This window comes from Providencia sp. SP181 (assembly GCF_050446505.1).
GTDB lineage: Bacteria > Pseudomonadota > Gammaproteobacteria > Enterobacterales > Enterobacteriaceae > Providencia > Providencia vermicola.
This window is the reverse complement of sequence record NZ_JBBPXM010000010.1, coordinates 61,819-84,914: the sequence shown is the minus strand read 5'-3', so window position 1 is coordinate 84,914 and position 23,096 is coordinate 61,819. Positions and strand designations below refer to the sequence as shown.

Below are 23,096 nucleotides of genomic sequence, written 5' to 3'. Positions count from 1 at the left end.
AATAGCAGGTTTCCAAAGAACTTATTTATTTGAAGGTGGCGATATAACAATGAAATTTAAACGGATGTACCTGAACGCCATGCAGCATAAGTAATTATAAGAAATGTGATGTACAACATAAAAGAAAATAGACAGGTAGGAGTGGAATATGGGGCACATAATCTATTTTTGATGCATTGTGCAAATTTTGTCGAAAGCGTCGTCTAAAAAACCATCGACAATTAAGTGTCAGGTATTTTATTAACCTCTTGATTTTAAGTAATACACATCAATCTTTTATCGATGATAAATTGTGGATGGTTACTTTTAAATGGAATAAGTACAAATATAATAAACAAACGTTATTTGATAATTTTGTTTCAGGCTTATATTTGGTTTATTTTACCATCTTATTAAGGCCATCGAATTTGGCTTGTTTATTAATAGATTGTTTTTATAAGATTATTATTATTTAAATTGTTTTAAACCCATATAAAAGTCAAATTTACTCGGATATCTCGTCAGTCAATTGTTTGCTATGATGGCCTAATTACAATAGGTTAGGTTATATTTAGGTTGTTTAATCATGCAGTGGTGTGCAAATCTAAAAGCATATCTTTAATTCAAAATTTCTTTTTTATTAGGTGTTTTTAATATTGTTTTATGGAGTGTTTTAAATGCAAAAAACGATCCGCCAAGTCACCTTTGATTTATTACGTAAGTTGGATATTACAACCGTTTTTGGGAACCCAGGTTCAACAGAAGAAACATTCTTGAAAGATTTCCCAAGTGATTTTCGTTATATCCAAACCTTGCAAGAAGCCTCCGCTGTCGCTGCCGCTGATGGTTATGCACAAGGAATGCGTAAGGTTGCAATGGTCAACGTACATACTTCTGCAGGTTTAAGCAACGCCATGAGTAATATTTTGACGGCATATATGAACCGCACGCCATTAATCATTACAGCGGGGAACCAAACGCGAGAAATGTTATTAATGGAACCTTGGCTTACCAATATTGAGCCAGAAACCTTACCGAAACCGTGGGTAAAATGGAGCTATCAGCCAGTACGTGCAGAAGATGTCCCCGCGGCTTTTATGCGTGCTTATGCGATGGCGCTGCAACCGCCTGCAGGGCCCGTATTTTTGTCAATCCCGCTGGATGATTGGGACAAACCTGCATTAGCACAAGAGGCAGTCGTTCGTTCAGTGCCACAGCGTATTGGTTATGATCCTGTTCGATTACAAGAGTTTGCCACTGCGTTATCTAATGCAAAGAATCCCGTGCTAATTTATGGTTCCGCCATTGCTCGAGGGCAAGGGTGGGATATCGGCATTAAGCTTGCAGAGAAATTAAATGTCCCCGTGTGGGCGGCGCCTGCTTCTGAACGCCCGCCATTCCCTGAGACGCACCCGTTATATGCAGGCGGGTTACCTTTTGCGACTAAACCATTATCTGAAAAACTGGAAGGACATGACTTAGCCATTGTTATTGGTGCGCCAGTATTTAGATATTACCCTTATGTTGCAGGGAGTTATATTCCTGAAAAGTTGCGATTATTGCATATCACGGATGACCCCATAGAAGCTGGGAGAGCCCCTGTTGGCGATAGCTTATTAAGTGATGCGGTGCTTGCTCTAGAAGGGTTAATCAACTTAGTTGCACCGCGTGCTGCATCAAACAGTGTGGTGAAACATCCCCATGGTTTGGCGCCGCACCCAGCAGCACCTGAACAAACGAGCCAGAGCTCAATATTGAGTGCAACAGAGTTATTTCGCACGTTAAGGGAAGTTTCACCGAAAGAGACTGTCTTAGTAGAAGAATCACCTTCAAACCTAGGTGAGCTTCATCGTGAATGGCCAATTGAATCCCCTGATTCATTTTATACATTTGCAAGTGGTTCATTAGGTTGGAATTTACCTGCAAGTGTGGGGATTGCATTAGCAGAAAGGGATAGTGGGCGTCATCGCCCAGTGATGGCCATTATTGGAGATGGCTCCATGCAGTACTCTATTCAAGGTTTATGGAGTGCAGCGCAGCAGAATTTACCAATTGTGTTTATCATTGTGAAAAACAATGAATATGCAATTTTAAAATCATTTGCGGTATTGGAAGAGACCCCAGGCGTGCCAGGGCTTGATATTCCAAACTTAGATATTGTGGCTTTAGGTAAGGGGTATGGTTGCACTGCGGTGAGAGCTGAAACGGTGGAGGATGTGAAAAAAACGTGTGAAGAGGCGTTTAAGCGTAATGGGCCGACGGTAATTGAAGTCCCTATTTTGCCTTCAATTCCACCACTCATTTAATGTTAGTGACTTTATTGGATAGCTCCTCGTTAGGGGCTATTTTTTTATCTATGTTTTATTCAAGGAATAGATAGAGTCGATAAATTATGATGTTTATTTAATAAAGTTAGACAGGACTCGATATTTATGACGCCCCATCCTCAAGCAAAGCTCGCTTTAGCTATTTTGCAAAAATATTTATCTGATTCATTAATTGCAGTTTATCTGCATGGATCGGCTGTTTCGGGTGGCCTAAGACCAACGAGTGATATTGATTTACTTGTTGTGGTTGACAAGCCGCTGACAGAGATATGCCGTGAACAGCTTGTGCGAGGGCTAATGGCGATTTCTGGCTTATACCCGATTGATCCAGAAGGGCGCCGACCACTTGAGGTTGCCGTGTTTTTATCAAGTGAATTAAACATGCTTTCTTCCCCAGCAAAATGTGAATTAATGTACGGGGAGTGGTTACGCACAGAGTATGAACAAGGGGTATTTGAAGGGCAAACCCAAGACCCTGAATTTACATTGATGTTAGCGCAAGCTGCACAAGATGCGGTCGCTTTATGGCATAAGGAAATGCACAGTTTACCCATGATAGGCCAGCCTGATATACGAAAAGCGATATTAGATGCTCTTCCTAACTTACTGTTATCTTTAAAGGGGGATGAACGCAATGTGTTACTCACCCTTGTGCGAATGTGGTACACCATGAAGACAGGGTTATTTATTTCAAAGGATGGGGCAGCCAATTGGGCAATAGATTTAATGCCTACGGCGTTATCCTCAATAATTATAATGGCCAAAAATGACTATTTAACGGGGGCTTCTACTGACTGGGCAGACCAAACAGAGGGCATTAAGCCGTGTGTTGATTATTTAGCTGAATGTATTCGTACTTGTTCTTAGATGAGCTCAATCGATGTGTGTTTTGGTGCTCTTTAAGTGCGATTAAAACCCTGTTTGTTGGATGTTTAAAGAATCTAAAAAATACATGATTTATACTGCTTTGCTGTTTGATTAACGAGGGAACAAAAACGTGGAAAAAAAATCAATTAACCCTACAACTGTCTTTAATTCTTTGCAGTATGGCTTTAGCCAAGCAATAGAAACAACGGGAACTCGCCAATTATTTTTATCAGGCCAAGTGGGCGTAAACGCTAATCAAGAAACAGTGGCGGGGGGAATTTATGAACAAACTGTTCAGTCACTGGTAAATATCGAACATGTGCTGCGTGAGGTGGGGGGAAACTTATCGAATGTGACTGTTTTGCGTATTTACATTAAAGATGGGGCGAATAGCCACGAAGAACAATTAGACATCGCTAAGGCATTAAAAGAAAAGTTTGGTGATGCACCACCCGCTTCTTCTTGGATTATTGTTACAGGACTTTCATTACCTGAGTGGCTAATTGAAATTGAAGCCCATGCGGTCTTAAATTAACCCGAAAAAATTGAAAAAGCCGATAATCAAATCAGCTTTTTCATATCACAGCTTATTAGTGTTTAACGAGCGTTGAGAAGTAGTAAACTAACGGAACTGCAAGTATCCACAAACTAATTGGAATTTCTCGCCATTGCCCTGCAACGGCTTTAATTAAAATGTAAAATAGCAGCCCACCAGCAATGCCTGTCCCGAAACTATTGGCGATTAACGTAATCATTACCATCATTAATACAGGCAATCCGTCGGTAAAGTTAGCTAAATCGACTTTCCGTAATCCGCTGAACATATTTAAGCCGATTAAAATCAGGGCTGGTGCAGTGGCTTGCGCAGGGATCATTAATGCGATTGGGGTAAATAGTAGCATCAATAAAAACATAATTGCAGCGGCCAGCGCAGTCATCCCTGTTTTGCCACCCGCTTCTGCGGCAGCGGATGATTCAATTAATGCTGTTGCTGCAGGAATTCCTACCCATGGCCCTAATGCTGCCGCAATGGAGTCCACAATAAACGGGCGGTTAATATTAGGCATATTGCCTTCTTTATCTAATAAACCCGCTTCCCCGCCGACGGCTAAGGTGGTGCCCATTGTGGAAAAGAATTCGGCGGCAAAAAAGACAAATAAGAACGGTAAAAAGGCAATATTCAAGGCGCCAATTAAGTCCACTTGGCCTAATACTGGGGCAACAGAATGTGGCACGCCAATAAAGCTTTCAGGTAGTTTTGTCACACCAAAAGGGATACCTAAAAGGGTGGCAAATAAGATGGCCCACAAAATACCGCCTGGAATTTTACGAGCTTGCAAGGCTATGGCGACAAAAAATCCTGCAAGTGCAACCAGGGCTCCAGGCGACAAAAAATCCCCTAACATCAGTGCATTTGTTTTTGGGTTAGCAAGGACTAACCCTGCATTACGAAAGCCTAATATCGCGACAAACAAGCCTATTGATGCGGTAAGCCCAAGCTTTATGGATTGCGGTACAGAGCGCGTCACGACCTCACGCAAGCCAAATTTAGTGAGCAGGAAAAATAAAATACCCGACCAACAAGCGATACCTAAACCGATTTGCCAATCAATGCCTTCACTGCCAGCAAGGGTGATCCCGACTAAGACTGAACCGCCAATTCCAGGGCCGACAATAAAAGGTAAATTCGCATAAAAAGCCATTAATAAGCTCGCGAGTACGAACACAATAATAGTGCCAGTGGTTGCAGCGCCTTTATCCATCCCGCCCGCAGCCAGTAACCCAGGGATCACCACAAGAAGGTAAGCCGCAGCCAAAAAACCTGTGATCCCCGCTAAACATTCCGTTTTGACTGAACTGCCGCGTTCACGCAAGGCAAAGCATTTTTCAAGCCAATTCCCTGATACTGGCTTATTAATTGAATTGTCAGCCATGAGTTGGCTCTCCTTTTATTATTTTAATTACGTTATGCATGTTCATTACGGTGGATAATTGCATCAACAATTTGGCGCGTTGTGCCATCGGTGAGCCCTAAATCGGTTAAGTGCGGCCCTGCATTACACGCAAGACAAGTGCCTTCAATCGCTTTAAATACACGGTAAGGTGGCTCCCAATCCGCAATTTCACTGCTTAAATCACGGAGTTGTCGAAATTGTGCTGCAAGCTCAGGAGCTGGGAGGTCTGATAACATTCCCGCAATTGGCATCGCAACATGGGCTAAGACTTTGCCATTTTGCACTAATGCCATACCACCGCCGCTTTCAATTAGTAAGTTACATGCAATGGCCATATCTTGTGGATCACGGCCTAATGCAACAAGGTTATGGGAATCATGGGAGTAACTTGTTGCTATGGCTCCGCGGAGCTCTCCCCAACCTGCTAGTAGCGCGATTTGGGGCTTTGATTCATGGCGTGCATGGCGGTGTTGAACTCTAATAAGGCTAAAATTATCAGGAAGTTGGACAACACCCTCATTAATTTCTACATCAACTTCCCCCCATTGGGTAAAACGGGCGCCTTGAATATGGCGTAAACGCGCCGTACCGTTATTGACTCCATCAATTCTAAGTTGGCAATCATCGGCAGTAATCGGGGAAAGTCGCATCGTTTCACGAGGAGGTAAAACATCACTTGGTGAATGGATAGTGGTGAGTAGCTTACCCTTTTCGGCAATTTTTTGGCCTGCAACATACACTGAATGGGCTTTTAATGTTTGTAGTGAATCAAAAGTCACCAAGTTGGCTTTTCGACCTGCAGCAATTAAACCTAAGTCATTACGTTGTAAACGGATTGCGCCATTCAGTGTCGCAAAGCGTAGTGCATCAGTCACGGGCATTCCGTGTTCAATTAATAAGTTAAGTAGCGCAATGATACCGCCTTTTTCCAATAACATATCGGGTGGTACATCATCCGTGCACACGGTAATTTGTGAAGATAAATGGGGCAGTGATTTCAACGTGGTGACAATGTCGGGTAACAGGTAAGGGTGTGAACCGCGAATTTCGAGAGTGAGCCCTGCGCGTAATTTTTCGAGGGCATCTTCCGCTGACGTCAGCTCATGATCAGATGTGACACCTGCTGCAAGATAGGCTTGTAAATCCGCCCCTTTTAGCCCGCGGGCATGCCCTTCAATCAATTTCCCTGAGCGTAATCCCGCTTCTAAGATTTCTTCCATGCGTTCACTGCCATGAAGCACACCAAACATGTCCATGACTTCAGCGACGCCGTGGACTTCTGGCCAGCTCAGCATAGTCGACATCTCTTCGCCTTCGAAATCGGCACCTGACATTTCTAATCCAGGAGTGGAAGGCACTGAAGACGGTGCGGCGACCATGACATCCAGTGGTAAATTTCGACTAGCATCAATGGCATAACGTACACCGTCAAGGCCTAATACATTAGCAAGCTCATGGGGATCCCAAAAGACGGTTGTCGTGCCTTGTGTTAAGACAATTTCTGCGTAGCGTACAGGAGGCAAATGGGAACTTTCTAAATGCACGTGTGTGTCAATCAACCCTGGAGAGATAAAATAGCCAGATAAATTATGAGTCTCTTTTGCATCTGTACGTGTACCTGTTGGATGAACGCTAGCGATAAGATTACCCGTGATCCCGATATCCGCGGGGCGAATTTCCCCCGTGACCATATCAATGATATTGGCATTGGTCAGTAAAAGGTCAAAAGGAATATCCCCTTTTGCAGACTGAACGACGTGACGTCGACTTTGCTCTTTTTTGCACATAAGACACCATCCCTATAATTTATGACAGTTACTTTATGAGCAACGCAAACGTTTGCCAAGATGATAAAATTTATCAGTTCATAAGAAAAGGTTATAATGCGATGAATACTTCAGGAATATTTAATCAATTTAATAATAGGCCGCTATGACTGAACCTTGGCAACGCTTGCCCGCGCTCACGCTTAAGCAACTTCAGTATTTTGTCACGTTGGCAAAGTTACGTCATTTCACAGAAACGGCAAGCCGCTTATCTGTCAGTCAGCCTGCGTTGAGTAGCGCGATACGGCAAATCGAGTCTGTTTTAGGCGGGAAATTGATCAACCGAACGGCTTCATCCGTCTCTTTAACAGAATTAGGGATTGCTATTTTGCCTCATGCTCAACAGATATTGAGTGTTTCCCATCGCGCATTTAGTGAAATTCAAAAAATTATCGAAGAGGGGGGCGATGGCACACTACGGATTGGCCTTGTTCCTTCAGTGAGTTCATTATTGTTTCCTGCGGTGCCTGAATTATTAAGCCAACATTTTCCGAGGTTAAAAATTGAATTTTATGACCAAACCAATGATTCGCTGGTAAACCAATTGGTTAATCATGAAATAGATTTTGGGATAGGGGTCATTGATAGCTTTGTTCCACAAGACTTACGTATTTTCCCTCTACAAGATGACCCATTTGTAGCGGTAATTCATTCCGATGATGTATTGGCTAGTAATGAATTTCATTTACCTTGGAAATTACTTAATGGTCGTGATATCGCTGTTTTTTCAAAAGGAAATATCCAGCGGTTGGTGACTGCAACAATTGAAAGTCATCGATTGAAACTAAATCCACGCTATCAAGTGGATTATATTGAAACGCTGTATGGTTTGGTACGATCAAAATTAGCCATTGCGATTTTGCCTCAACTGTATACTGTCAATTTACGTGACCCTGAACTAAAAGTACTGCAACTACAACAACCTGAACTTGCTCGAACTGTAGCGTTAATTCGCAATAATGCAGCGGAGACACCAATGATAGAGTCTATTTTTCAGGTGCTTTTAAATGCATTAAAGGATAAGAGAGGGTAACGAAATTATTACACTTTTTTCTTATTGAGTGTAACGCTATTTATTATTATAAAAACATAACTCAGTACACACTCAAGATTAAAGCATTTAACGTAAAGTTATTTTTGTCTATTTATATTTAAATCGTATAGATGAATAAAAATGCATTTTAGTAGATATTTAATATTATAAAATATAACCAATTGATTTTAAATATATTACTATAATGCTCAGTCTATTGAGAATATTTAATGAAAACACTCCTGAGATTCAGCTGCTTAACGGTTTCGTTGCTACTACTTTCAGCTTGTGACGATTTTGATGCCATTGGAAGTAAAGGTAAGTTTTATTATAGCAACCCAAGTACCAGTAATATTTGGTTTAAAGTTGATGGGAAACGCTATGAAATTTTACCTAATGGAAGTGGCGTTATTATGCTCTCCAGTGGTGTCCATCATTTAGAAAATGATAAAGGCGAAATGACCGAGTTTATGATTTTTGAAAATAACTCTGGGGGTATCCTTAACCCAAATCATTTTATCTATTATACCTTATCTGAGGTTTATGCCGTAGATGGAAAGTCAGACCGCTTTAAACCTGTAAGCTACCCTATTACTATTAATGGTCATAAGTTAGATTTACCGATCCGCAGTGCTAATGCAGTAATCATTGATACTAATTTATTTAGATGTAGTTACCCAATAGGAGAAGCTTTTCCTGATTCAATTACACTTTATGATGATAACTCAGATGGTAATATTAAATCTAAATGTTTTGACCAACTTGAATTGGTTAAGTATATGGCTAATGAATATGACCAAAATTTAATGCCAGCTACGCTCGGTGACGAAGGTATTAATTCTATTAATATGGTTTTTAATTATGACATACCGAAAGTTATATTTAATGATAAAAATGTACAATTAAAAGCGCAGCAACTTGTTGCGCTTACTGAACAGTTGAAAAATACAGATGATGTTGATATTCATAAAAAATTAAATAAAGAATTTCATCAGGCAACGATTGAGTTAGTCGATAAGCATGCTGTGAGTGCCACCAATAATACAGTTGAGGAAAATATAAAATATAACGATTTTATTCAAGAAGTTAATATGCTTAGAGGAAATGGTATATGGGTAAAATCCAATAATTAAGTTTATTATAGATATTTCTCGTTGATTACCTTAATTTTGCTTGTTTAAGGTAATCTATTTTGTTTGTTTTTAATTCAGAATATGCTTATTCAGCAAGCAGAGTAATCTTATGTGAAATAATGTCATAAAACGAGACATTGGTGTGGCAATACTCATATTAATCTCACCAAGGAACTCGGCGATGAACCTATCTAAACAATCAATTTTCACCGTCATATCAACAGCATTTTTATTGCTGTTTTCTTCGGTTTCAAGCAGTAAAACTGTGATTGAGACGAAACAAGATCCTGAAGTATTAGATTTAGTTTTTATTCTCGATAAAAGCGGTTCGATGTCTGGTTTCGAGTCGGACACTATTGGTGGGTACAATAGTGTACTTGCTGAAAACAAAGATAAAAAATCAAAAACTTATATCACGACTATTTTATTTAATGACAAAACAAGTTTATTGCATAATCGTGAACCAATTGGCAAAGTGGCTAACTTAACGCTGAATGATTATCCTGTTGGTGGATATACCGCATTACTTGATGCTATTGGTGAGGGCATCGAAAAAATGCGTGAAAATAGAAAAATCACCAAAAACAATAATGTTCTTTTTGTCATTATTACAGACGGACAAGAGAATAGTAGCCGCAAATATTCATCTTCTAAAATTAAAGCCATGATTAAGTCGGCAGAAACAGAAGATAAATGGGACTTTATTTTCTTAGGTGCCAATATTGATGCGATTTCGGAAGCTGAAAATATTGGTATTAAAAGTTCGAATGCAACGGGATATGTACAAGACGGTGAAGGGTACGATAAAGCGTATCGCGCTGTAAATAAAGCCGTCGAAGCGAAGCAACAAGCTGCACCAATATCAGAGGATTGGAAACAGGAAGTTGAAGCTGATGTGAAGGAACGCAAAAAATAATAAGGTAACCAAGCCTAGAGGGAGTTTATCAAGGATGGGGAATCAGGGATGAGTAGCCGCAGGAGATAGGCTAACATAAGATTGGATCCATAAATGAATGTGAAGTTGTAGACTAAAATGCCCTTAAGAATAGTTTATATCCTAAGGGCATTTATCAATTAGTTTACTTGTTTTAGTGCGTCAAACATTGTTTTTGCAAGGCTATCTTGTGGTGATTGCATGCCTGGTAAAACAAAATAATATCCCCCGCCAAATGGTTTAATATAGCGCTCAAGCGGTTCACCATTTAACCGTTTTTGAGTATCAATAAAGCCTGCTTTTAAATTGCTTTGGTAAGAAATAAAAATTAACCCCATATCCAGAGCGCCAGCGTCTGTTAATCCTAATGAATAACTGTAACTTCGGCGTCTTAACTTGGCGGTATGGCGTTCAGGATTACGCGGCTCAGCACGACGCATGTGGGAATCAAATAACACACGATCGCCATGAGGGTCTTTATCAAAAGCAGGATCGTCATGTTCCTGCTTCATGCCCATTGGTGCCCCAGTAGCTTTATGGCGACCAAAGTCATTTTCTTGGTCTTCTAAAGGCGTTCTATCCCAAAATTCAAGGTTAAAACGTATCAAGCGCACAGCCTGATAAGTCCCACCATCACACCATGCGGGCTCTTTACCGCCAGAGATCCAAATTAATTCATTCATCAGCGCGGCATCATCGGCTGAAGCATTTCCTGTACCATCTTTGAAACCAAATAGGTTAATAGGTGTACTGTGGTTATCGATGTCACGGGAAGGCAAGAAACCATCAATTTTCCACAGTGGAAAACTGTAAGGTGAAATATGACGCAAGATGTCTCTTAAGGCATAGATGACGCTTTCTTGGCTGTTCGCACAAATTTGCAGCATGATATCACCACCGCACCATTTTGCTTCTAACCGATCATTTGGGAAGCTGGCCATTTCCACGAGCTGTTTTGGTTTTATTTTGTCTAATCCAAAGCGTGAATCAAACAGGCTATTTCCAAGTGCTACGGTGACGGTGAGCGAATCAGGTTGTAGGTGGGTACCAAGAATACCTGATTCAGCAGGTGGCATTTTATCATTTGTGGTTGATGGTGCCTGCTGAGGTTGTGTTAGGTAGGCTATCCTCTGCGATAAAAGCGAAAAAACAGTTTGTAGTTCATCAAACTTGGTCGTGGTGATATTGAAAGCAATAAAAGAGGCATTTTTTTGCTCGGGTGTTAATACCCCAGCTTGGTGCTGACCGAGATAATTTATTGTTTTATCGTAATTTAACTGGCAGTTAGCGATTTGCTCTTTCGCTTTTAACGCAGGGGCTGCAAAAATGGCACTACCAATCGCGAGGGCTTTTAATGCAGAACGGCGAGATAGCCCATTGGCAGGGGGTTGGCTTCTAAGTTTAGCTTGCATAAATTTATGCCTTAATATTTATAGTAAACATCAACATCGAGCTGCGCTCTTAATGTCGCTAAGATTTCAGCTTGTTGAGTTAATAAGGAGTAGAGTGCCATTTTGTCTTTTTGTTGTAATTGGCTGTGAGGTTGATACAGACCATTTGAAACTTGATAGGCCTGCACAATCTTATTCATTTTTTGATCATTTTCTTTTATTTGATCTAAGGTTTTAGGCTCAATAAAAGGGCTAAGAATTTCAATGATTTCTTGAGAACCTTTGAGGTTTGCTGCAATATCGGTTAAATCTGACAAACTGTAGATATTTTCTTTACCGTCTAACTTTGTTTCAATAATCATTTCCATAAAGTCAGCAGAGGCCTGAACTAGCTTAGGAATTTCAATCGTTTCTGTCATGACTCGCTTTTGTAAGTCATGCCCTTTTAATAATAGTTCTTCGGCAGGAGCAAGCGCTTGTTGGGCAGATTTTTGGTCAAATAATTGGTATTCAACGAGATGAAAACCAGTGAAGCGATAATCTTTTTCTTTATCGAGAAAATAATCAGCACGAGGGTTAATGGTTCTATCTGTATTACCAAATAGCACAATGATTGGACGCACTGTTTCATAATGCTGGTGGGCCGCAATATAGGCGGATTGGGCTTTGGCTAAATCCCCTTTTTTTAGCGACTGTTGTAGTAGGTTTAATTCTTCAACCATTTCTGCCAACTCAGCGTTGGCAAAATTAAGATAAGTTTGGATACTCGTTTGGTATTTTTCGGGGGTTGGGATATCCCCTTTGGCAACAATAATCTCATCCCCTGTTTGCACAGGGGAGCGTAGCGCCTTACCTTGAACCGTTGTTGAAATGGTTATGGTGAGTATTAAACTAAAAAAAATCCATCTCGTCTTATGCCTTAGCGAGCTGTACATGTTTTTTGCTCCGTGCAAATAATGGAATAACAATGAGCCAATAAAGGACAAAAGTGATTACGCTTAACCAAATAGGCTGAGAACGATATGCGAAGAAAGATGAAATAAAGTTCCCTGCAATGCCTGAATCATCGAGTAATCCAGTGGTATCCCATGCAGGATAGATTAAAAACTCAGGGATTGAATAATCATATTCAATGAATAAATTCGCGCTTTCTTCGACACCTTTAAGTAGCAAGGATAGGGCTAAAAATAACAGGATAACGCCAGTTACTCGGAAGAAAATTGCCCATGAAATAAGGCGGTTAGTGAGAAGGAATAGATATAACGTTAAGCCTGCAATGGCAATTCCTCCTCCCACTTCGGCAAAAAATGCAGATGCATTTGCTGATGTAAGCGACATGATAAAGCTGGAGAGAAACACCACAATTTCGCTGCCTTCACGTGCGATAGCAATGGCAATAATCAATGCGGCTCCCCACCAATTATGGTGTGCAGCATTACGGTTAATACCCGATTCTATTTCTGATTTCATCGAGCTGCCGTGTTTATTCATCCAGTACACCATTTGGACGATTAATATACAGGCAAGTAATTCCATGAAGATCATGAATAAGGATTGGCCAGTATCATCAAGAACATTAAACACGCCATAAATAAGCAAGGCGAGCAAGACTGAGATGATGACACCAAGAGCGACACCACCCCACAGGAATTTCATACCATTACGGGCATCTGGGTGGCGTTTTATCCACGCATAGATAATGCCAATAACGAGTAGGGCTTCAAAGCTTTCTCGCCAAACAACAAACAGAACTTGTCCCATATTTAACCCCTCTATTTAGCTACAATTTCGCCTTTAGGGCTAGAAAGATGGAAATCATCAAAGAAGGTATATGTACCTGGTTTGAGAGGCGCAATAACAACGACGGAGCTGGCTCCTGGCGCTAACACTTTTTCTTTACGTAGTTGAATGCTTTCAAATTCAGCGGGTTCAGTTCCTGTGTTGGTTATTTTAATACGGATGATTGTTTTTGCAGGAACTTCCAGTACGCGTGGAATTAAATCGCCATTTTTCATTTCTAATTCCACGGTGTATTTTTCTGCCGCAAAAACAGATTGAGGCAAAAAAGAGCAGGCAATAACCAGTAAAAAGCTCAGTAATATTTTCATTTTGGCTTAGGGAGTCCATTTATTAGCGCAAACAGAAAAAGGGCTTGCAGACAATGAGAGTTCCTACAAGACCCTTTGCTCACTTTAGATAAAACTAGTAGCTTCCTTTACGGCCTACACCTGCGTAGTCAAAGTCCCAAGAGACTTCAAAGGGTTGGAACCAAGGAGCAACACCCGTTTCTTTATCAATGTGGCGACCAAAGGCAACATCTTTATTATGTGAAGGTGGGTAAATTTTATAGGTCACACGATATTTCCCATTGCCATCTAACTTGATGTTTTCCCCATAGTGAGGGCCATCACTGGCAACCATAGGCATAAAAGTGCCTGTTTGAGTTTGCGGTTTATCACCCAGTTTCGTCACGGAGTATTCGATAGTTAGGTAAGGGATCCAATCGCCTTCTGCGAAGCCATTCGGATTATCTTCTACTGCATGGATGTCAGCTTCTAAGTGGATATCGGCTTTATCTGCCGCTAAGTGGGCCATTTTATGATGCCCTTCTTCAGTATCCATTGTAATGGGTTGTAAATAGACACCTTGAATTTCCATTCCGTTTTTAATCACTGGGTGGCCAAGCGGATACTCTTGAGCAAATGCAGAAATTGAAAACAACGCGAGACCCGAAACAGCAGCTTTGTAGGCGAGTTTCATTATTACGTCCTTACCATTATTTAAGTTAGAGTCGTAATGATAATCATTACTATTGTAAGATTACAAGTGAGTATTTTCGATCAGTGGCCATTTAAAAGCACGAAATGGTTGTTTTTTGATAAAAATCTAGGTGTTAGATAAAGTTATTATTCTTTGAAAAATAACTTTATACAGAATGTGCACTGTAAAACGGTTTATTATTTATTACATGATATATTCCATTAAAGGAAATTATTTTACTGAGAAATCTGTTGATAAATAAAGGTGTTGCAAATGCAAAAACGTTATCTTGATTGTTCAGCTTCAGAGATTGCAAATTTAAGTAAAAAGAGTCTGTTAGAAGCAATAAAAGCCAGTGAAGGGCGGTTACTCGTCTCTGAAACTATCGGGACGATTCAGCCTGTTTTAATGACGGTAACGAATGCAGAACTTGCAGCAAGCCAAGGCGCTGATATTTTGTTGTTAAACGTTTTCGATGTTAATCAACCTATTATGCAAGGTTTACCCCAAGGTATTGCACCAGAGGAAATTATCCGCACATTGAAACATTTAACAGGGCGTGCGATAGGTGTTAATTTAGAGCCAGTCCCTGCTGGGTTTAATAACCCAACTCAAGATGCTCAGTGGAAAATGTCTGAAGGGCGTTTAGCAACCGTTAAAAATGCGATGAAATTAAAAGAAATGGGGGTCGATATTATTGTTCTGACGGGGAATCCTGGCAATGGTGTCACCAACCAAGAAATTAATCAAAGCTTGAAAGAATTGAAGGCGGTTGTTGGCAATGATGTCATTTTGATTACAGGAAAAATGCATGCCGCAGGTGTGTTAAATGCATCGGCAGAGCAACTTATCACTGAGGATGATATTCGGGCATTTATTGCCAGTGGCGCAGATATTATTTTATTGCCAGCGCCAGGAACGGTTCCAGGTATTTCATTAGAATTTGTGCAAAAAATGGTGAGTTACTGCCATTCCCAAGGTGTGATGACAATGACGGCAATTGGCACCTCACAGGAAGGTGCGGATATACAGACGATCCGTCAAATTGCCCTAATGTGCAAAATGGCAGGGACTGATTTGCACCACATTGGCGACTCAGGGTACAACGGAATTGCCTTACCTGAAAATATTTTGAATTATGGCATTGTTATCCGTGGTGTTCGCCATACTTACGCTCGAATTGCGCGGTCAATTAACCGCTAAATCTCTTTTATTTCCGAGCGAATGACAATCTATTTTTCGTTCGGAAAATCATTTTTTTGGCAGAAAATTATACAATTTACACTATTCTTCAGGTAAAATTTCGCCCATTTTTTAAAACAATAAAAGAAGTGAGTTATGTCGCAAAATACTAATCCGGTGCCAAAAATTGGCTTCGTTTCACTCGGCTGCCCAAAAAACTTGGTGGACTCAGAACGTATTTTAACTGAATTGCGTACTGATGGTTATCAAGTTGTCCCAAGCTATGATGATGCTGATTTGGTCATTGTAAACACCTGTGGTTTTATCGATAGCGCGGTACAAGAATCGTTAGAAGCGATTGGCGAAGCGTTAAATGAAAACGGTAAAGTCATTGTGACAGGATGCCTTGGTGCAAAAGAAAACCAAATTCGTGAAGTCCATCCAAAAGTTTTGGAGATAACGGGGCCGCATAGTTATGAGCAAGTATTAAACCATGTTCATCATTATGTCCCGAAACCAGAACATGATCCTTTCTTGAGTTTAGTGCCTGAACAAGGCGTTAAGTTAACGCCAAAGCATTATGCTTATTTAAAAATATCAGAGGGTTGTAATCACCGTTGCACCTTCTGTATTATTCCTTCGATGCGTGGTGATTTAGATAGCCGCCCAATTGGTGATGTATTAAATGAAGCAAAACGTTTAGTCGCTTCTGGTGTGAGGGAACTCTTGGTTATTTCACAAGATACCTCTGCCTATGGTGTGGATGTTAAGCATCGCACAGGTTTTTGGGATGGTCAGCCAGTTAAAACAAGCATGATTGGATTATGTGAACAACTCGCTTCTATGGGGGTTTGGGTTCGTCTACATTATGTTTACCCTTATCCGCATGTGGATGACGTTATTCCACTTATGGCAGAAGGTAAGGTTTTACCTTATTTGGATATTCCTTTGCAGCATGCAAGCCCTAAAATATTAAAATTAATGAAACGCCCAGGTGCGGTGGAAAGGACGTTAGAGCGTATTAAGCGCTGGCGTGAAATTTGCCCTGAATTAACATTACGTTCAACCTTTATTGTGGGCTTTCCAGGCGAAACAGAAGAAGACTTCCAAATGTTGTTGGATTTCTTAACTGAAGCTAAATTAGACCGCGTTGGTTGCTTTAAATATAGCCCAGTGGAGGGCGCGAAAGCTAACGAACTTGCCGATCAAGTTCCTGAAGACGTCAAAGAAGAACGTTATCATCGCTTTATGCAATTACAGCAACAAATTTCAACGCAGAGGCTGCAAGATAAAATTGGTCGTGAAATTTGGGTGATTATTGATGAGGTTGATAATGAGGGGGCTGTTGGCCGTAGCATGGCAGATGCACCTGAAATTGATGGGATGGTGTATTTAAACGGTGAGTTTGATGTAAAAGTCGGGGATATCGTTAAAGTGCTTGTTGAGCACGCTGATGAGTATGACCTATGGGGCGCAATCGTTACTAAATAATAGACAAAGATTGTTTGTATCTTTTCGAGCCTACTTATTGTTTAATAAGTAGGCTTTTTTGGTTTCATTTTGAAATCATTCCTTATCTTTTGTTCAAAATTGACGTAGATCAAGCGCCGAAAATCTATTAAAGAATAACTTGATCTAGAATATAAAAATTAAATGGCAAGTTGACATAATCAAATAACTCTTATCGAAGAATAAGGATAACTATGTCGGCTCATTCATTATTTACAAATACACCAATAGAAGAAAATACAGCTTATTTAGATGATAATGAGCTTCTAATCTCGTTAATACGAGATACTGTTTTATCAGGGTTGTCTTCACTTCATGAACTTAACGCCGATGTTTCTTTGCTGAATATTCAAGGTGAAACATTGTGGTTAAGCCAAAAGTCACAAGACTATTTTGCAATAGCTGATTTACTATCAGGTGAAATGAGCAAGAACGCTCAGGAGCGTCTTTTTGCTAATCCTATTGAATTACATGGGAAATTTTATTATTTAGCGCCGATATATTCGCAATTTGGCGAGTTGTGGTTGATTGTGGCTTTATCAACAGCTCAAATGAATAGCAATATTCTTCTTGCTCTTTTGCAATCATTGGCAAGAGAATCTACTGCAAAGCTGAAATGCCAATCTTATATACAACCATCCTCAACGAAACCATTTCAGGCTCCACGCATTGCGGATTTGAATATTCAGTCGGTTGAAAAAGCTCTCATTATTGAAGTGGCAAAAAACTGTCGAGGTAAAGTTCAGCAAATGCATCAGATTTTGAACATGGGAAGAACGACGCTGTGGCGAAAACTGAAGCAATATGACATTAATATTAAAGAATATAAGTAGTCACGCTCGGTGTTTTTTCATGTGGTTATGTAAAAAAAATGCTTCGGCGTATTTTGGATGGAGATGTATCATCTAAAATAGCTGAAGCGTAAAAGGCTGACCAACACTTACTGCAAATAGCCTCTGAAGTTGGCTGTATTGAGATAAAGAGCAATGAAAAAGAGACTGCATTATCTTTCAATATTACTTGTCAGTATGTTAATAGCAGCCTTATTTTTTTAGTTTAAGAAAATAGATGTCAAAATAATGCATGAGAGGTGTAATTTAGATTTTTATCAATGAGGGCTTAATGGAAATGTGCAATATAAACAATATTACTCCATCTAAAATAGTAAATAATCTATGTAATTATTACATCTGTAATCATTAATTAACTTAAGTGCATTTTGTGTAATAGTCGTGTAATCAAATTGCCCTTATTCATGAGAGTAAGGGTAATTTGTGAAATTAATAGCATATTAATCTATGTTTATCAAAATTCTTATGTGTTAATATTTTGTGAGAAATAATATCTGACGGCTTGAAATAAAACCATCAGATATAATGACTACTAGATTGTAAAAGCATATAGTATATATTACCTATATTTTGAATAGGTATTAATATATTCGTATTCTTGAATAAGTTGAGGGAGTGATTTTATACCTAATTTTGTATAGATGTTCGAACGATGTACTTCAACAGTTCTCGGAGATAATGAAAGTTTTTCAGCAGTTTCTTTACTGGTATTACCTTCTAAGATCATATCCATTATTTCTCTTTCCCTGACGGATAAACGCTCAAATTTGTCAGATAGATAGGTATATTTCTTGTGCTTTTCATATGAACTTAAAAATTGCTCTGTGGCACTATTGATTGCATTGAGAATCTCAATGTCTTTGAATGGAAAAGGGAAGAAGTCATAAGCGCCAGACTTAAAGCTTTCTTTACAGAGGCTAACCGAAGGTTCTTCAGCAAGGACAATAAAAGGAACAATACCAAAAGAGTTATTTATATTGGTTAATCGGCTAATACGATTTTCGTTATTTTTTAAAAATAACAAAATACATTCCTTTACATTGCTTTCTAAAGGGTAAGTATAATTACTAATAAATGTGTCTTCGTTATTATAAAAATTAAAGACAAAACCAAATGATTCCATCATTAATTTCAGTTTATTCTTAAAGACATTATCACTATCTATGATTACGTGAATGGTGTTATTCATCACCATACTCCTGTTGAACTGATTTGATATTCATATTAATTTGATAAAATAAGTAGATAAATATCGTTAAAAATAAATTTAGCGATAATGTTTTCTACAGAACGTTGTTTTTTTTATTAATGTATTACTGACCTTAATTTATATTAAAATTATCATCTAGTTAAATTTAATATAAAATAGAAACAATGGTTAAATTTTGTGTCAATGCGTAAGAATCGATTAATCTTATGTAACATTTTAGGTGCTTTTACTTGTTTGGCGAGTTTTTTAGGCTCAAAAATCAGATTGAAATTTTTATGACTGGCTCAATAATATCTTAAATAGTAAGTCATAAAAAGCCTAAGGAGTATATTTTATGCGATTTTATTAAGTAAGGGGGGCGATATGTAGTTTTGGAAGTTAAGGTGCTTTTTGCTTCTGACATGGTAGAATTTATTACAAACCTTTTTAACTGAGTGAATATACTTAATGGCTTCTTTAAAAGATGTTGCTCGACTTGCAAATGTATCTTTAATGACAGTTTCTAGGGCAATTAATAGCCCTGAATTGTTAAAACCAGATACATTAAAACAAGTTCAGCTAGCAATTAATGCACTCAACTACATTCCTGATTTTTCAGCGCGAAAAATTAGAGGAAAAAGTTCTAAGGTTTCAACGGTAGGGGTACTAGCTTTAGATACAGCAACGACGCCTTTTTCTGTTGAAATTATTTTGTCAATAGAGCAAACAGCTAGGCAATATGGTTGGAACAGTTTTGTTGTGAATATTACATCAAAGGAAGATAACGACAGGGCGGTTCGACAGCTATTGTCTCAACGTCCTGATGGTATTATTTTTACGACAATGGGATTAAGGGAAGTCACAATTCCTGAAGCTTTGCATCAAAGCCCGTTGGTTTTAGCGAACTGCGTTGATAAAAATAAATTGTTCCCTGCTTATATTCCTGATGACTTTAATGGTCAATACAGAGCGGTGGAGCGATTAATAGAGAAAGGTTACCGAAAGCCATTATGTTTATATATTCCATATGAGACGTTAGCAGGGAAAATACGCCGTGAAGCAGTGGAAACAGCATGGCGAAATGCTAATTTACCGCACGAAGACTTGATGCAATATCATCTTGAGCTTGGCGATGAGCATTATATTGATATTATTTCTCTAATTGATTCTCATTTTCAAAATAATAAGCCTGATTTTGATGTTATTATTTGTGGAAATGACCGTGTTGCTTTTTTAGCATATCAAATTTTATTAAGTCGGGGTTTACATATCCCAAATGATATTGCCATTCTTGGTTACGATAACATGATTGGGGTGGGGCATTTATTTTATCCCCCATTGAGCACAGTTGTATTGCCGCACTATCAGTTGGGGCAACAAGCTGCGCTTCACATAATAGAAGGGCGTCAGCAACAAGATATTCAATATGTGGCATGTGACCTTCTTGAGCGCAGCTCATTTTAACGGCATTCAAACTATTCCAACGAACATAACGACTTATTCAATCGCGTTGTTTATCGGCCAATAAGTAGCTTCTTTCAAGTGCGCTGACTGGTTTATCGTAAATAGTTGTAGTTTTCTCTGCTGTAGCTCTGGATAGATGCGGCAACTAAAATTTATTGCACCCTCATTGATGAAAATCTCGAGGCAAGATTGGTCAACGAAGGCATGAATTTTGAGTTGTTTGACTTGTGGTAAAGGTGCGCAACGACTATCACTGATAATATATTCAGGATAGTGTCGCATTAATGTTAACTGCTGGCTTTGGTTATCAACATAAAATTGCAGCCCATTTCCAATCCAGAAACCAAATTTTTCTGCTGAAGCACTTTGTGTTAAGTCCCAAATTAATTCAATTTCACAGCTACTCGCATCTTCACTTAGCAAAAGTGTGGTGTTTTTTTGCAAGCACATTTCTGGAAAATGGACCGCTGACCGCCGCAATTTTTTTAATTCACGAATGGGCTTTGCGATAATTTTACCTTGTTTTGATAAGGTAAGCTCCCTTGGTAATGTGAAACAACCTGACCATCCATGTTTATTTGAAGGCATATGACTTTCCCACATATCCATCCATGCTATCGCAATACGGCGCCCATCTTTTGCTAAAAAAGTTTGAGGTGCATAAAAATCTTGTCCAAAATCTAATTCAGTAAAGGGTTGGGTAATCTTATAAGGTGAATTGGGAGACCAACGCCCAATAAGGTAACCATTTTGATAGAGGTTTCTGTATTGGAAATTTATTGCTTTTTTTCCTTGAGGAGAAAATAAAGCAATAAATTGGTCATCGAGTGGAAAGAAGTCAGGGCATTCCCACATGTAGACATTTTTGTCATCTGTTTTAGCGAGTATCTGAAAATTAGGATCCCAGTGAAGTAAATCCATTGAGCTAAATAACAGAATTTTCCCTTGGTCAAATGTATCCCTTGCACCAACAACCATCCACCATTTGCCCTCTTGTTGCCACACTTTTGGATCGCGAAAGTGCATGTATCCCTCAGGGGCGGGAAGAACAATACCTTTTTTCACAAAATGAATGCCATCATTACTTACTGCTAAGCATTGAGATTGCTGAATTTGGCTGTCATCGCCTTCTTCGGCTAGCCAAATATGGCCCGTGTAAAATAAATACAGTTTACCTTCGTGACTGACGGCTGAGCCAGAAAAACAGCCATCACGGTCATAGTCCTCACTCGGAGCAAGCGCTATCGGTTGGTGTTGCCAATGTACCATATCAGTGCTTGTTGCATGACCCCAGTGCATTGGCCCCCACACGGAACTGTAGGGATGATGTTGGTAAAAAGCATGGTATAGGTTTTGATGATAAATTAATCCATTAGGGTCATTCATCCAACCTGATTGTGGTGCTAAATGATAGTGCGGATAAAACAGGGTATTTAGCTGTTTTGCATTTTTTTTAATGGCTTGATTTGCTCGTTCAATCTGTTTTTCCATAATGGATCCCTAACCTTTTTGCTATAACAAATCTGAAATGGATAAAATGGGGTGAGATAATACGTGTGTTTTCTAATCGATCACTTTATACTTTATGTTAACGTTAACAACTTAGATTTACTAGCTTAAATTTTCCTGGTCGGAAACTAAAAAGGTGAAAATATGAAAATATGGTCATTGGGCGATGCTGTTATTGATTTAATTCCATTAGAAAATATGCGGTATCAAGCTTGTGCAGGGGGGGCCCCTGTCAATGTTGCGGCTGGCGTTGCTAAGCTTGGCCATCCAAGCGGATTTATTGGTAGAGTCGGAGAAGATACATTTGGTCATTTTATGCAAAAAACCTTATTTGACCTAGGTGTTGATACACAGGCCATGGAATTTGATGAAGAATATCGAACAAGTACAGTATTAGTTTCATTACATGAAAATGGCGAACGTGAGTTTACTTTTTTAGTTTCGCCTTCAGCAGATCAATTTTTAAGTTCAAAAAACTTACCTCAGTTTGGTCAGGATATATTGCATTTTTGCTCACTCGCGCTTGTTCACCCAATATGCCGTACATCATTAACGGAAGGGTTAATTCAAATTAAGCAAGCTGGGGGCCGATTAAGTTTTGATGTAAATATTCGTCCACAAATGTGGGAAGATCACGAAGAAATGCATCAAGTTGTGGACACCTTTGCAAAACAGGCGGACATTTTAAAGCTTTCTGATGATGAATTACTTTGGTTAACGGGTGAGAGCCTATTTGATAAGGCGGTTGAAAAATTGCGTGATTATCCTGCGGAGCTTAAGGTCGTGACGCAAGGTTCGCAAGGGTGCAGGGTATTTACGACAGAGTATCATTTTTCAGTAAGTGCTTATTTAGTCGATAGTATTGATACCACGGGCGCTGGAGATGCTTTTATGGCTGGATTGTTAGCGGCAATTAATCAATATGGCATGGCTAATACAAAAGATAATTTGATGAAGATTATTTCTCAGGCAACAGCTTGTGGGGCTTTAGCCACAACTAAAAAAGGGGCAATTTCCGCAGCGCCAACGTCTCAAGAGCTTGTTGAATTTATGCAGCAGCAGCCGCCATTGCACCAAAAACAGATTTTTTAATGTGAAGAGTTAACGTGCAAATAAAATTTGGCTTTATATGCTATTTTTTATTTGCATATAATCTTAAATAGATAGCTTTAGAATGAGCGTTAGTA

The 23,096-nt window shown here is 39.3% G+C and carries 20 protein-coding genes; 11 read left to right on the top strand and 9 right to left on the bottom strand.

The genetic code is table 11. The features are described 5' to 3' along the window. Positions 1 to 656: 656 nt before the first annotated feature. The 3 genes from mdlC (at position 657) to AABS66_RS16400 (ending at position 3,708) form a co-directional block, all read left to right on the top strand. Entirely contained in the window at positions 657 to 2,285 is a 1,629-nt protein-coding gene (gene mdlC / locus AABS66_RS16410; RefSeq protein WP_430225183.1) for a benzoylformate decarboxylase, read from the top strand. A 126-nt stretch (positions 2,286 to 2,411) separates the two neighbouring features. Continuing rightward, positions 2,412 to 3,173, top strand: coding sequence for an aminoglycoside adenylyltransferase family protein (locus AABS66_RS16405; RefSeq protein ID WP_206086838.1), 762 nt, complete (start codon positions 2,412 to 2,414; stop codon positions 3,171 to 3,173). A gap of 130 nt (positions 3,174 to 3,303) precedes the next feature. Next, positions 3,304 to 3,708 (top strand): RidA family protein, encoded by a 405-nt coding sequence (locus AABS66_RS16400; protein ID WP_206086837.1) that lies wholly within the window; start codon positions 3,304 to 3,306, stop codon positions 3,706 to 3,708. Positions 3,709 to 3,763: 55 nt separating this feature from the next. On the opposite strand, the gene AABS66_RS16395 is transcribed toward AABS66_RS16400, so the two are convergent. Continuing rightward, positions 3,764 to 5,107: an NCS2 family permease gene (locus AABS66_RS16395; RefSeq protein ID WP_349415613.1), complete on the bottom strand. Its 1,344-nt coding sequence runs from the start codon at positions 5,105 to 5,107 to the stop codon at positions 3,764 to 3,766. Positions 5,108 to 5,139: 32 nt separating this feature from the next. Next, entirely contained in the window at positions 5,140 to 6,915 is a 1,776-nt protein-coding gene (locus tag AABS66_RS16390) for an adenine deaminase (RefSeq protein ID WP_430225182.1), read from the bottom strand. 145 nt (positions 6,916 to 7,060) lie between these two features. Here AABS66_RS16390 and AABS66_RS16385 point away from each other — a divergent pair, with 145 nt between their 5' ends. The 3 genes from AABS66_RS16385 to AABS66_RS16375 all read left to right on the top strand — a co-directional run bounded on the left by AABS66_RS16385 (position 7,061) and on the right by AABS66_RS16375 (position 10,036). Beyond that, a complete protein-coding gene (locus AABS66_RS16385) occupies positions 7,061 to 7,987 on the top strand; it encodes a LysR family transcriptional regulator (RefSeq protein ID WP_225819553.1) in 927 nt (308 codons plus the stop codon). Between the two features lie 230 nt (positions 7,988 to 8,217). Continuing rightward, positions 8,218 to 9,120, top strand: a complete 903-nt coding sequence (locus AABS66_RS16380) for a hypothetical protein (RefSeq protein WP_272574258.1) — start codon at positions 8,218 to 8,220, stop codon at positions 9,118 to 9,120. Between the two features lie 181 nt (positions 9,121 to 9,301). Then, entirely contained in the window at positions 9,302 to 10,036 is a 735-nt protein-coding gene (locus tag AABS66_RS16375; RefSeq protein WP_225819555.1) for a vWA domain-containing protein, read from the top strand. A 158-nt stretch (positions 10,037 to 10,194) separates the two neighbouring features. On the opposite strand, the gene efeB is transcribed toward AABS66_RS16375, so the two are convergent. From efeB to AABS66_RS16350, 5 genes are all read right to left on the bottom strand, one after another. Beyond that, positions 10,195 to 11,466 carry an iron uptake transporter deferrochelatase/peroxidase subunit gene (gene efeB, locus AABS66_RS16370; protein ID WP_272539492.1) on the bottom strand — a complete coding sequence of 424 codons (1,272 nt, stop codon included), beginning with the start codon at positions 11,464 to 11,466 and terminating at the stop codon, positions 10,195 to 10,197. Positions 11,467 to 11,477: 11 nt separating this feature from the next. Next, the gene (locus AABS66_RS16365; RefSeq protein WP_206083002.1) at positions 11,478 to 12,380 is read right to left on the bottom strand and encodes an EfeM/EfeO family lipoprotein; all 903 of its coding nucleotides are present in this window, start codon (positions 12,378 to 12,380) and stop codon (positions 11,478 to 11,480) included. Next, positions 12,358 to 13,206 (bottom strand): FTR1 family iron permease, encoded by an 849-nt coding sequence (locus AABS66_RS16360; protein WP_206083001.1) that lies wholly within the window; start codon positions 13,204 to 13,206, stop codon positions 12,358 to 12,360. Before AABS66_RS16360 ends, AABS66_RS16365 begins: the two co-directional genes overlap by 23 nt. Positions 13,207 to 13,217: 11 nt before the next feature. After that, a complete protein-coding gene (locus AABS66_RS16355) occupies positions 13,218 to 13,553 on the bottom strand; it encodes a cupredoxin domain-containing protein (protein ID WP_206083000.1) in 336 nt (111 codons plus the stop codon). A 94-nt stretch (positions 13,554 to 13,647) separates the two neighbouring features. Further along, on the bottom strand, positions 13,648 to 14,205 hold the full coding sequence (locus AABS66_RS16350) for an iron transporter (protein WP_206082999.1): 558 nt from the start codon (positions 14,203 to 14,205) through the stop codon (positions 13,648 to 13,650). Positions 14,206 to 14,478: 273 nt separating this feature from the next. Between AABS66_RS16350 and AABS66_RS16345 the strand changes: the two genes are divergently transcribed. From AABS66_RS16345 to AABS66_RS16335, 3 genes are all read left to right on the top strand, one after another. Beyond that, positions 14,479 to 15,408, top strand: a complete 930-nt coding sequence (locus AABS66_RS16345; RefSeq protein WP_206082998.1) for a haloacid dehalogenase-like hydrolase — start codon at positions 14,479 to 14,481, stop codon at positions 15,406 to 15,408. Positions 15,409 to 15,543: 135 nt separating this feature from the next. Next, positions 15,544 to 16,878, top strand: a complete 1,335-nt coding sequence (gene rimO, locus AABS66_RS16340) for a 30S ribosomal protein S12 methylthiotransferase RimO (protein WP_206082997.1) — start codon at positions 15,544 to 15,546, stop codon at positions 16,876 to 16,878. A 212-nt stretch (positions 16,879 to 17,090) separates the two neighbouring features. Beyond that, on the top strand, positions 17,091 to 17,729 hold the full coding sequence (locus tag AABS66_RS16335) for a helix-turn-helix domain-containing protein (protein WP_206082996.1): 639 nt from the start codon (positions 17,091 to 17,093) through the stop codon (positions 17,727 to 17,729). A gap of 577 nt (positions 17,730 to 18,306) precedes the next feature. Here the strand turns inward: AABS66_RS16335 and AABS66_RS16330 are convergent. Further along, complete coding sequence (locus tag AABS66_RS16330; RefSeq protein ID WP_206082995.1) at positions 18,307 to 18,936, bottom strand: response regulator transcription factor; 630 nt, start codon at positions 18,934 to 18,936, stop codon at positions 18,307 to 18,309. Between the two features lie 468 nt (positions 18,937 to 19,404). Here AABS66_RS16330 and AABS66_RS16325 point away from each other — a divergent pair, with 468 nt between their 5' ends. Then, positions 19,405 to 20,400 carry a LacI family DNA-binding transcriptional regulator gene (locus AABS66_RS16325; protein WP_272681776.1) on the top strand — a complete coding sequence of 332 codons (996 nt, stop codon included), beginning with the start codon at positions 19,405 to 19,407 and terminating at the stop codon, positions 20,398 to 20,400. Between the two features lie 33 nt (positions 20,401 to 20,433). Here AABS66_RS16325 and AABS66_RS16320 read toward each other — a convergent pair whose 3' ends face one another. Continuing rightward, the gene (locus AABS66_RS16320) at positions 20,434 to 21,891 is read right to left on the bottom strand and encodes a glycoside hydrolase family 32 protein (RefSeq protein ID WP_206082993.1); all 1,458 of its coding nucleotides are present in this window, start codon (positions 21,889 to 21,891) and stop codon (positions 20,434 to 20,436) included. 162 nt (positions 21,892 to 22,053) lie between these two features. On the opposite strand from AABS66_RS16320, the gene AABS66_RS16315 reads away from it, so the two are divergent. Next, entirely contained in the window at positions 22,054 to 23,001 is a 948-nt protein-coding gene (locus tag AABS66_RS16315; RefSeq protein ID WP_272574253.1) for an aminoimidazole riboside kinase, read from the top strand. Positions 23,002 to 23,096 lie beyond the last annotated feature (95 nt).

Excerpts from the sequence above, each read along its gene's own strand:
- AABS66_RS16390 (WP_430225182.1), bottom strand. The coding sequence starts at position 6,915 with ATGTGCAAAAAAGAGCAAAGTCGACGTCACGTCGTTCAGTCTGCAAAA.
- AABS66_RS16395 (WP_349415613.1), bottom strand. The coding sequence starts at position 5,107 with ATGGCTGACAATTCAATTAATAAGCCAGTATCAGGGAATTGGCTTGAA.
- AABS66_RS16380 (WP_272574258.1), top strand. The coding sequence starts at position 8,218 with ATGAAAACACTCCTGAGATTCAGCTGCTTAACGGTTTCGTTGCTACTA.
- AABS66_RS16375 (WP_225819555.1), top strand. The coding sequence starts at position 9,302 with ATGAACCTATCTAAACAATCAATTTTCACCGTCATATCAACAGCATTT.
- AABS66_RS16320 (WP_206082993.1), bottom strand. The coding sequence starts at position 21,891 with ATGGAAAAACAGATTGAACGAGCAAATCAAGCCATTAAAAAAAATGCA.
- AABS66_RS16325 (WP_272681776.1), top strand. The coding sequence starts at position 19,405 with ATGGCTTCTTTAAAAGATGTTGCTCGACTTGCAAATGTATCTTTAATG.
- rimO (WP_206082997.1), top strand. The coding sequence starts at position 15,544 with ATGTCGCAAAATACTAATCCGGTGCCAAAAATTGGCTTCGTTTCACTC.
- AABS66_RS16350 (WP_206082999.1), bottom strand. The coding sequence starts at position 14,205 with ATGAAACTCGCCTACAAAGCTGCTGTTTCGGGTCTCGCGTTGTTTTCA.
- efeB (WP_272539492.1), bottom strand. The coding sequence starts at position 11,466 with ATGCAAGCTAAACTTAGAAGCCAACCCCCTGCCAATGGGCTATCTCGC.
- AABS66_RS16315 (WP_272574253.1), top strand. The coding sequence starts at position 22,054 with ATGAAAATATGGTCATTGGGCGATGCTGTTATTGATTTAATTCCATTA.
- AABS66_RS16360 (WP_206083001.1), bottom strand. The coding sequence starts at position 13,206 with ATGGGACAAGTTCTGTTTGTTGTTTGGCGAGAAAGCTTTGAAGCCCTA.
- mdlC (WP_430225183.1), top strand. The coding sequence starts at position 657 with ATGCAAAAAACGATCCGCCAAGTCACCTTTGATTTATTACGTAAGTTG.
- AABS66_RS16335 (WP_206082996.1), top strand. The coding sequence starts at position 17,091 with ATGTCGGCTCATTCATTATTTACAAATACACCAATAGAAGAAAATACA.
- AABS66_RS16345 (WP_206082998.1), top strand. The coding sequence starts at position 14,479 with ATGCAAAAACGTTATCTTGATTGTTCAGCTTCAGAGATTGCAAATTTA.
- AABS66_RS16330 (WP_206082995.1), bottom strand. The coding sequence starts at position 18,936 with ATGAATAACACCATTCACGTAATCATAGATAGTGATAATGTCTTTAAG.
- AABS66_RS16365 (WP_206083002.1), bottom strand. The coding sequence starts at position 12,380 with ATGTACAGCTCGCTAAGGCATAAGACGAGATGGATTTTTTTTAGTTTA.
- AABS66_RS16405 (WP_206086838.1), top strand. The coding sequence starts at position 2,412 with ATGACGCCCCATCCTCAAGCAAAGCTCGCTTTAGCTATTTTGCAAAAA.
- AABS66_RS16385 (WP_225819553.1), top strand. The coding sequence starts at position 7,061 with ATGACTGAACCTTGGCAACGCTTGCCCGCGCTCACGCTTAAGCAACTT.
- AABS66_RS16355 (WP_206083000.1), bottom strand. The coding sequence starts at position 13,553 with ATGAAAATATTACTGAGCTTTTTACTGGTTATTGCCTGCTCTTTTTTG.